General features: G+C 62.8%; 13 protein-coding genes. 10 read left to right on the top strand and 3 right to left on the bottom strand.

The features are described 5' to 3' along the window. Positions 1-229: 229 nt before the first annotated feature. The 10 genes from T281_RS19760 to T281_RS19340 all read left to right on the top strand — a co-directional run bounded on the left by T281_RS19760 (position 230) and on the right by T281_RS19340 (position 5,763). Entirely contained in the window at positions 230-355 is a 126-nt protein-coding gene (locus T281_RS19760) for a hypothetical protein (protein ID WP_276324645.1), read from the top strand. A 67-nt stretch (positions 356-422) separates the two neighbouring features. Continuing rightward, positions 423-1,340 (top strand): helix-turn-helix transcriptional regulator, encoded by a 918-nt coding sequence (locus T281_RS15245; protein WP_037241280.1) that lies wholly within the window; start codon positions 423-425, stop codon positions 1,338-1,340. A 63-nt stretch (positions 1,341-1,403) separates the two neighbouring features. Continuing rightward, the gene (locus tag T281_RS15240; protein WP_037241277.1) at positions 1,404-1,760 is read left to right on the top strand and encodes a hypothetical protein; all 357 of its coding nucleotides are present in this window, start codon (positions 1,404-1,406) and stop codon (positions 1,758-1,760) included. Positions 1,761-2,015: 255 nt separating this feature from the next. After that, positions 2,016-2,390, top strand: a complete 375-nt coding sequence (locus T281_RS15235; protein ID WP_155955291.1) for a hypothetical protein — start codon at positions 2,016-2,018, stop codon at positions 2,388-2,390. Between the two features lie 57 nt (positions 2,391-2,447). Continuing rightward, positions 2,448-2,927: a hypothetical protein gene (locus tag T281_RS15230; RefSeq protein WP_155955290.1), complete on the top strand. Its 480-nt coding sequence runs from the start codon at positions 2,448-2,450 to the stop codon at positions 2,925-2,927. A 58-nt stretch (positions 2,928-2,985) separates the two neighbouring features. After that, positions 2,986-3,246: a hypothetical protein gene (locus T281_RS15225; protein ID WP_037241269.1), complete on the top strand. Its 261-nt coding sequence runs from the start codon at positions 2,986-2,988 to the stop codon at positions 3,244-3,246. A gap of 50 nt (positions 3,247-3,296) precedes the next feature. Continuing rightward, complete coding sequence (locus tag T281_RS17975; RefSeq protein ID WP_052037563.1) at positions 3,297-3,797, top strand: hypothetical protein; 501 nt, start codon at positions 3,297-3,299, stop codon at positions 3,795-3,797. Between the two features lie 45 nt (positions 3,798-3,842). Then, on the top strand, positions 3,843-4,517 hold the full coding sequence (locus tag T281_RS15215) for a hypothetical protein (protein ID WP_037241266.1): 675 nt from the start codon (positions 3,843-3,845) through the stop codon (positions 4,515-4,517). Continuing rightward, positions 4,514-5,092, top strand: a complete 579-nt coding sequence (locus tag T281_RS15210) for a vWA domain-containing protein (protein ID WP_037241263.1) — start codon at positions 4,514-4,516, stop codon at positions 5,090-5,092. The genes T281_RS15215 and T281_RS15210 overlap by 4 nt, the downstream gene beginning before the upstream one ends. After that, on the top strand, positions 5,089-5,763 hold the full coding sequence (locus tag T281_RS19340; protein ID WP_052037562.1) for a hypothetical protein: 675 nt from the start codon (positions 5,089-5,091) through the stop codon (positions 5,761-5,763). The genes T281_RS15210 and T281_RS19340 overlap by 4 nt, the downstream gene beginning before the upstream one ends. Positions 5,764-5,896: 133 nt before the next feature. On the opposite strand, the gene T281_RS15195 is transcribed toward T281_RS19340, so the two are convergent. The 3 genes from T281_RS15195 to T281_RS19335 are packed head-to-tail and all read right to left on the bottom strand — an operon-like array spanning position 5,897 to position 7,706. Next, positions 5,897-6,208 carry a hypothetical protein gene (locus tag T281_RS15195; RefSeq protein ID WP_037241261.1) on the bottom strand — a complete coding sequence of 104 codons (312 nt, stop codon included), beginning with the start codon at positions 6,206-6,208 and terminating at the stop codon, positions 5,897-5,899. Next, entirely contained in the window at positions 6,205-6,549 is a 345-nt protein-coding gene (locus tag T281_RS15190; RefSeq protein ID WP_037241259.1) for a hypothetical protein, read from the bottom strand. The genes T281_RS15195 and T281_RS15190 overlap by 4 nt, the downstream gene beginning before the upstream one ends. Beyond that, positions 6,546-7,706 carry a peptidoglycan-binding protein gene (locus tag T281_RS19335; RefSeq protein ID WP_052037561.1) on the bottom strand — a complete coding sequence of 387 codons (1,161 nt, stop codon included), beginning with the start codon at positions 7,704-7,706 and terminating at the stop codon, positions 6,546-6,548. Before T281_RS19335 ends, T281_RS15190 begins: the two co-directional genes overlap by 4 nt. Between the last annotated feature and the right edge of the window lie 67 nt (positions 7,707-7,773).

The following is a 7,773-nucleotide window of genomic DNA, read 5'->3' as shown; positions in this document are numbered from 1 at the left end:
TAATCAAACAATAAAGATCAGGCACTTAGGCAAAAAGTGGGACAAATAGCGGTTATGAAATCGCTACACTTTATTTAGACGTGTCCCACGTGGAAACGCGTCTCTGCCTAGAAAATTCTCTCCCAAAAAATATAATAATAGGGCTTGTTTTATTGTTGACAAATATAAAACACGGACGTATATTATATTTATCAAAGAGGCAATGAAGCCTCGAACAAAGGAGAGAGAAATGAAGTACATTCCCGCAGTCCTTTTCGTTGTGGCCGCCGCCCTCGCTATCGTCGCCGGCCATAACTACAGCGCCATCGGTTGGGCCGCCAACGCGGTCCTCTACACCATGATCGCAGCCGAATAAAAAGAAGCCCCTCGCAAGCGGTCAGGCTCGCGAGGGGCGCTCGAAATCCCCAGCAAAGGAACTTCACATGGAACTTATCATCGGGACCGGCCTGCGTCTACTTGTTGCAGGCTGCGGCGTTGCCCTCGGCGCGGTTTGCGCCGTCGCCGCCTATCACAACGGTCTGGCGCTCGATGGCGCGCTCGGCCTCTGGTTCGGCGTCGGCTTCGCGGCCGTCGTCGTCATGTCGTGGCTCATGTGGCCGGTGGCGTCGTGGAGCGCTCGCCTCGGCAACACCGGGCAAGCCAAAGCCTGCAAGATCGCATGGGCGCCACTTGCGCTCTTCGTCGTCGCCAATGCGGTCATGTTCGTGGCATCGCATAGAACAGAGACCGTGGGCGGCAAGGCGATGGAGATCGAGCGCTACGAAGTCGCGAAGGCCGAGCGGGAGCGTCTGCTCACCGAGCTTGGCACGGTCAAGACCTCGCCGCTCTGGACGGCGTCGTCAGGCTGCACGATCCGCACGATCGGCGCAAAGAAGTTATGCGACCGCTCGTCTGAGATTGAGACCGGGCTAAAGGAGGCAGGGAAAGCACTGGCAGCCGGGAAACCAGCGTCAGCCGACGCCGGCGCCGAAACCCTCGCATGGGTGCTCGGCGGGGACGCGGCGAAGGTTGGGCGGGCGTGGCCGATTGCGGTTGCCGTCGCGCTCGAACTGGCCGCGAGCTTCGCGATGAAGCTCGCCCTCAGCCCGTGGGGCACACCCCGCCGCCGGGAAGCCGCCCAGGGCGACGCCGTCGCCGCGCCCGGCACACTCACGTATGTGGTCGAACTCGTGCGGGCTCGACCCGAAGGAGTGCTAGCGGCGTCGGTGAGAGAACTGGCGCGGATGACGAGTATCCCGAAGTCCACGATCCACGAACGCCTCAGAGAGTGGCACGAGCGCGGCCTAATCGTCGTCGAACAAACCGGCGGGAGAACGCGCCTCAGCCTCCCCTCGAACTGATGGAATCTCTATAGTATCCGGCGGCTCCGCGCCGCCGGGCACAGCCCATAAAGGAAGCCAGCCATGACCGTGACCGTCGATCTGCAAGGAAATTGGAAAGATTTCGCCGAGACGCTCCCGCCGCTCGCCGAGGGCATCGGCACGGTGACGGTCGACGGCACGCCCGGCGCGCTCATCCGCACCGAGGTCGGCAAACGCACGGTCTACGCGCAGCTCGTCGGCGACCAGGTCACAGAGCTGGATGGCCGCACCATCGCAGGTGAGATGAAGCGCGGAAAACCGCTAAGCAAGCCGAAGCGGATCACATCGCAAAAAGTTGGTCTGGACACAGAAAGTCTCGAGATCGCAATCAGGCTCGGCGCCGGGAACGTTTCAGAAGGCGTTCGCGTGGCGCTGAAAATGGCTGCTCAAAAAAAATAAAAGTAGGCCGCTTTTTATTGTTGCAATAAATAAAAAACGGCCATATATTATATTTATCAGATGAGGGCGGCAAGGGGAGCGCGGCAGGAGCCGACAAACCGAACCGGGAAGCCCAAGGTGAGAAGGCCGGAGCCCACGCGCTCCGGAGGCAGGCCCGATGGCCTCACCCGCAAAACAAACTGTCTGGCGCTGTGTGGCGCCACTGACGATGGTCCAAAAGGACCGAAACAGCAACTCAACTGGAGGGATAACCCCATGAAAATTGCAAATCGTGACCGCATTCACTCCGCATTCGACGATGCTGCGGCTGCGGCGCACAACCCCGGCTGGGAACCAGCACAAGACGCAATCAACCTGCTAAGCAGCACCTTTCTCGACACTCGGCTCCCTGATCTCTATCAGGCCCTGATCGAGGCCGATGCAGCCGACAAGGCGGCCGTTACAACGGTGGTTGTTGAGCCAGATCAATATCTGTGGGATGACGACGACGGCGTGCGCGACCAGCACGACGAAACGCTGCGGCTCCAGCAGGTGCGCGCTGCACACGACTACTCACTCTACCTGGCCGGTATGCGGTCCGTTTGGGAGCGTGTTGCTCTCGGCGATGCCGAACGTCACGTGACCGCGTAAATGCATGAGGCGCGCTCCGCGCGCGCCTCACTCACTCACAACTGGAGGGATAACCCCATGTCAATGATTGCCCCCAAAGTCACCGCCCAGACAGCATCCAACTGGATCGCCCGCACCCTCGGCGCCGAGATCGAGGCTGCCTGGTCCGAATCTGGCACGCCCCTCACTCCCGAAAAAATTGGTCCTGCAATCGTCGCCTATATGCAGGGGCTCGCGCAGCATGCTGCCGCAGTCGACGAGGCGGACCTGGGCGCGGCGCTGTCCGAGGCACTGGCTCTGGGCCAAAAATTCCACGTCCTCTCCCGCAGGGGGGAACGCCGCGCCACAGGCGATATGCAGTACGGCCCGTGGGAAATTCACGAGCGCGATCTACCGCTAAAGCTCGCGGAACGCACGTGCGAGCGAGCGATCCTCGATAGCGCCGAGGATTGGTACGACGGCCGCATTTTTGATCAATTCGCCCTGATCCCCGCGAGCGTCGATAGCACGGAGTACGAGACACTGGCGGCACCCTACTATCGCCGCCGTCATTACTGACAAAAAGGGGAGGCCGCAGCCTCCCCGCTATCGACACTCAAATTGGAGGGATAACCCCATGACCATGACTCCCAAAACGACTAGGCAGGAAATCAGAGAAAAAATTTTTCAAACTCATCTCTCTGGAAAAACATTTAATTTTATCAATCGCGATGGCGCGGCCGAGATCATTGAAATCGGGTCGATGGACGGCCACGGTTTTGTGCAGTTCACGCGTACCGTAAAAGGGGAAAAGGCCGGATACGTAGCTATAAGCCCCCAGTCGCTGTGGGGCGACATCCAATATCAGCTCCGGATCGGCCCATATGAAAACGTCTAAAAAAGAGAGGGCGCGCCCTCTCTCCACACCACATTTGGAGGGATAACCCCATGACGATTATCACCCACACCTGCGGGCACGAGGCCGATCACGACCTCCGCGGGCGCACCCGTCGCAACCTCGGCAGCAGCAAAAGCCAGCGTGACTGGCTCGCCAAGAAGCGCGCCGAGGAAATCTGCCCGGACTGCGCCGAGAAAGCGCTCGCCGAGAAGCGGGCCGCCGAAAGCGCTGCCGCCGCTCAGACTGCCGCTGAGGCAGGGCTGCCGCCTCTCGTCGGTACGCCGAGGCAAGTCGCGTGGGCGGAGACAATCCGCGCCGACGCGCTCACGCGCCGCGAAAATGACGCGGAGGAAGTGGCCGCGCGCTGCGCCAAAGCTGCGGCGCTGTCGCAAAAATTCGACGGAGCCACACTCGACGATGTGGCGCTTGGATCGACGGGCGTTCCGGCCCTGATGAGCCGCAGGGCGGCTGCGGTCCGCAGAGCCTGCACGATCTCTACGCAATCGGCAGATGCACCGCGCTCGTACAATTTGTGGCACAGAGCGAGATGATGCGCGTCAGGTGGATAATCAAAAGAGCCCGACAGGAGACCTCCGGTGAGTGACGATCTCGACCTCTCGGACCTGACCGACGATCAGCTCGTCGGCCTCGCCCGCCTCGTCGCCGCTGAGGCTGCGCGGCGCAAATACCCGGTAAAGCATGCCGCCCGCGCGGCGGCACTCGATGAGGAGGAGAAAGCGCGGATCGCGTCGCTCGCGACCGACGCCGAATGGGCGGCGATCCGAGCCGAGGAGCGCCGTCGCGTCGAAGCCGAGGCTCGCGCGAAAGCACGGGCGGAAGCGCAGGCGAAAGCCCCGCCGCCGCGCGACGCCACGCAGGAGGCGGAATGGGCGCAGAGAAAACTCTATGCCCGCATGGTGGCCGAGACGCTCGGCACCGGGTGGACGCTCAATGTGTGGCGAGCGCGTGAGGATTCGGAGGTGCGGGTCTATCTCGACCACGCAAGCGCCCAGGAGCAGAGAACCCGCTACGGCTCGAAAAAGGTCGGGCCGCACGCGGTGCTCTACGTGACCGGCGGCCGTAAAAACCCGCCCGGCAAGCTCGAAATGACAAAAATCGATTCGTCCGCCCGCCGCGCCGTGCAGGCGATCGCATCGCTCGCGGCACGCCGGTGGCGCGAAATCAGGATCGATTGCGACGATGCAGCGGCTGCCGCCGTGGCCGATCTGCCCTACCCGTCCGAATATCTCGCTGTGAGGAAAAACCCATGAGCAAAAATTTACCTACAACTCCCCTCGGCCGCATCCTCGCCGGTGCCAAAAAATCCCTGCCCGCCGAGACGGGGGCCACCGCGCGCATCGACGCCAGATTTGCCGGCGCATCGGGCGCTGTTGTGATCCTTGCCGACGTGTCGGGATCGATGGCCGAATCGGCCGGCGTCCGCCGCCGCATCGAGGTGCTGCGCGAAGCGCTCACGCCGCTGCCCGCTGGCGCGCGGCTCGTCGCATTCTCGGCGACCGCTCGCGAGGTCTCAGAGGTGCCGGAGCCTGAGGGCGGCACCGCACTGCACGCCGCGCTCGAATATGCGGCACGCTACAGCCCCTCGAAAACGATCGTCGTCTCTGACGGACAGCCGGACGATAAAACCGCCGCGCTCGAAGCGGCGCGGCGGCTGACCGGGATCGTGGACGTGATCTATTGCGGCCCGGACAGCGACCGCGAAGCGATCGAATTCATGCGGTCCCTCGCCAAAATCGGCCTCGGAAACGTCGTCGTGCGCCCTCTCACAGGCGGGGCCCCGGCACTGGCGAGCACGGTCAGGCAACTCGCGCTGCCGCCCAAATGAGCCCGCGCGCGAAAACTCTGAGGGAGGCCGGTGCCGCCCTCTACGGCGAGGTGTGGCACAAGCAGCTCGCCGTAGCGCTGGGGCCCCGGCATCCTCTCGGCCCGCGCGCTGCCATTGACCTGCGTCTGATGCGCCGCTGGGCGTCAGGGGCTCGCTACGTACCGGACTGGGTCGGGCCAGAACTACACCGCCTGCTCATGCGGCATGGCATCGAACCGACGCCCACTTTCGAGCAACTCAAGGATTGGGGGGGAATGATGAGAATCGACAATGACGGCCCCGAAATCGTCTCGACGGACTATTTTGAAACGCCCAACGCCCGCGCCGGTGCGCTCTTTCTCAGCGTCAATGCGGGCGTTTTCCGGCTGCTCGTGCCGCCGAGGCTCGAATACGCACTCTGCGAGATGAAGACAGGACGGGAAGCGATTATCTCGCGCGGGCCATGGCCCGAAATGGGGCGCGATGACGCGCTTGAATTGATGTTCGAAGACGGCACCGACAATCCTTTTGCGCTGCATTTCGGCGTCGAGCAAATCGACCGCATGCCGCTCCGCGAGGACGAAGGCCGCTCAGGGCTAATCTGCACTGTGTGGACGACAGGCCCAACCAGGCGGTTGATCCTGCCAGCCCGTTATCGTCGCGCTTTGACACTACCCTATATGCGCCGCTGAAGTGGTGTCGCCTTGGCGGGCGCTGTCGGCTGGCTGATCCGGGATACGGTTATCGGTGATCTGCCGCAGGTTCAATGGCTGATTGAGCGGGCGCCACCTCGCCCACGCGGGATTTACTCATGAAGAGGCAGCGCTAACGCTGCCACCAACTCTTCCTGCTCCCCTCGAAAAACCGGTCGAACCTGTCACCGAGGCGATTGATCGCCTCGGTTATCCTGTTTTCGACGCGCTGAAGCGTCTCGTCGGTCGCGAACCGCTCGCTGGCTTCCGCCTTGAAAGCGAGCAAATCCTTGCCGACTTCATCGGATCGCTGCCTTGCAGCAGCCGCATCCTTTTTGGCGTCATCGACCTGATACCGCATGACCGCGTAGCTCGCGGCCACCGTGGCGATGATCCCCGCGAGCGTCAGGATGATGTCGAGAGAAAGGCTTATGCCCTGTGTCACCGCTGCGGCCTCGCTTTCGGCGCTTGAGGGCAGGATGCGGGCCGTTTCTCAAGATCGCGCACCCTCTGTTCGAGGGCGGCAACCTCATCCTGCGGCCTGATCGTGTAGGTCTCGTAGGCGTACCAGCCGCCAAGGCCGAACACGATCCCGGCCAGAACCATGCGCCCCTCGAAGCTCTTCGAAAGGTCCACGACGATTTCGAGCAAGCCGCGGATGAGCGCGAGGGCGAACTTTGCCAGCGGCTCGAGAAAATTGGCGATGCCCGCCGAAAGCAGATCGGACACGCCTCCGAGGCCCCACGCGGTGAGGCGACGGAGAAACCACGCAAAGATCACGTTCATTGGGCCGTCTCCTCGCTGTAGGGGCCTTGATAGTCGCCGTGCTGGTAGTCCTTCGCACGCCGCTGGCGGGCGATCTCGGCCACGATGGCAACGGCCACCGCGAGCACGATCAGGGCGATCCACGCGTGCCCTTTCGCCCAGTCGCCGAGACCTGAGAGTTGCGACGCCACGCCTTGCGCTTGCCCAATCATGTCGGGCACGGTCGAGCCTGTGCCTATCGTGATGCCGAACAGGCCCGCGATATACACGACGAAATTCCGGACCGCGCGCAGCGCCCGCGTGATCCAGTCTCCTGAAGCCTCAAGCTGTCTCGGCGTCGCGTTGGCGCGGCTTTCGGGCACGATCTTCGGAGCCGTCTCGAGCAGCGGCTCATAGGTCTTCCGCCACTTGCCGTCGACCGGAGAGAGGCCGTTGCGTCGCTGGAACGCTGCGACCGCATCGGCCGTGCTCTCGCCATACCAGCCGTCGATAGCGCCCGCCTGATAGCCGAGCGCGCGCAGCTTCCGCTGTACCTCGCGCACGCCGTCGCCACGGTCGCCCGGCTCATAGAACACCGGGTCGCCGCTGGCGTCGGCCGCCAGCGCAAGATCGCTCTCGGGAATGGTGATATATCCGCCCTCGATGAGGCCGAGGATCATCGCGGCGGTGCCGACCTGCACATCCCACACGGTGCGGTCGAAGACGCCGTCGCGCACATATTTGCCGCGCTGCTGGTGGCTGGTGGACCCCCAGACGTAAGGCGAATTGATGCCCTTGCCGAGGTAGCCCCAGCCGTTGAACGTCTCGCAACGATGCAGAACCGTAGGCAGCGTCCAGTCGTTTATGCCGAGCCACCCCTTGATGCGGAGCGCGTCGAGCGCGCCTTCCTCGAAGGTCGAGAACGGGCCGCGCCCTTTTGGCACGATTGTCGTCTTGCGCTTCAGGCTTTGCCCGTTGCCGAGATATGTGCCGAAATCGCAGGCCCCTTCGCGCTCATGCAGGATGGCGATGAACCACCACGGAATGCCTGTCTCCTGCTGAAGCGCCTCATAGCGCGCTCGCCCCTTCACCAGCCGCGCCACGACAGCGCGCACGGCCGCGCGGCGGTCGGGCAGGATCGTGGCTGACTTGAAGAGGTTGATATATCCCTTGCGGGATTGTGCCGGGGTCAAAGCCATCGGTCTCCCTCCGTAAGAAAAAAAGGCCGCCCCTTTCGGAGCGGCCTCGCCTTCACACACTCAACGC

This window comes from Rhodomicrobium udaipurense JA643 (assembly GCF_000636015.1).
Lineage (GTDB): Bacteria > Pseudomonadota > Alphaproteobacteria > Rhizobiales > Rhodomicrobiaceae > Rhodomicrobium > Rhodomicrobium udaipurense.
This window is presented reverse-complemented; position numbering and strand designations above follow the sequence as displayed.

Excerpts from the sequence above, each read along its gene's own strand:
- T281_RS15225 (WP_037241269.1), top strand. The coding sequence starts at position 2,986 with ATGACCATGACTCCCAAAACGACTAGGCAGGAAATCAGAGAAAAAATT.
- T281_RS15235 (WP_155955291.1), top strand. The coding sequence starts at position 2,016 with ATGAAAATTGCAAATCGTGACCGCATTCACTCCGCATTCGACGATGCT.
- T281_RS15190 (WP_037241259.1), bottom strand. The coding sequence starts at position 6,549 with ATGAACGTGATCTTTGCGTGGTTTCTCCGTCGCCTCACCGCGTGGGGC.
- T281_RS19335 (WP_052037561.1), bottom strand. The coding sequence starts at position 7,706 with ATGGCTTTGACCCCGGCACAATCCCGCAAGGGATATATCAACCTCTTC.
- T281_RS15245 (WP_037241280.1), top strand. The coding sequence starts at position 423 with ATGGAACTTATCATCGGGACCGGCCTGCGTCTACTTGTTGCAGGCTGC.
- T281_RS15230 (WP_155955290.1), top strand. The coding sequence starts at position 2,448 with ATGTCAATGATTGCCCCCAAAGTCACCGCCCAGACAGCATCCAACTGG.
- T281_RS15210 (WP_037241263.1), top strand. The coding sequence starts at position 4,514 with ATGAGCAAAAATTTACCTACAACTCCCCTCGGCCGCATCCTCGCCGGT.
- T281_RS15240 (WP_037241277.1), top strand. The coding sequence starts at position 1,404 with ATGACCGTGACCGTCGATCTGCAAGGAAATTGGAAAGATTTCGCCGAG.
- T281_RS19340 (WP_052037562.1), top strand. The coding sequence starts at position 5,089 with ATGAGCCCGCGCGCGAAAACTCTGAGGGAGGCCGGTGCCGCCCTCTAC.
- T281_RS17975 (WP_052037563.1), top strand. The coding sequence starts at position 3,297 with ATGACGATTATCACCCACACCTGCGGGCACGAGGCCGATCACGACCTC.
- T281_RS19760 (WP_276324645.1), top strand. The coding sequence starts at position 230 with ATGAAGTACATTCCCGCAGTCCTTTTCGTTGTGGCCGCCGCCCTCGCT.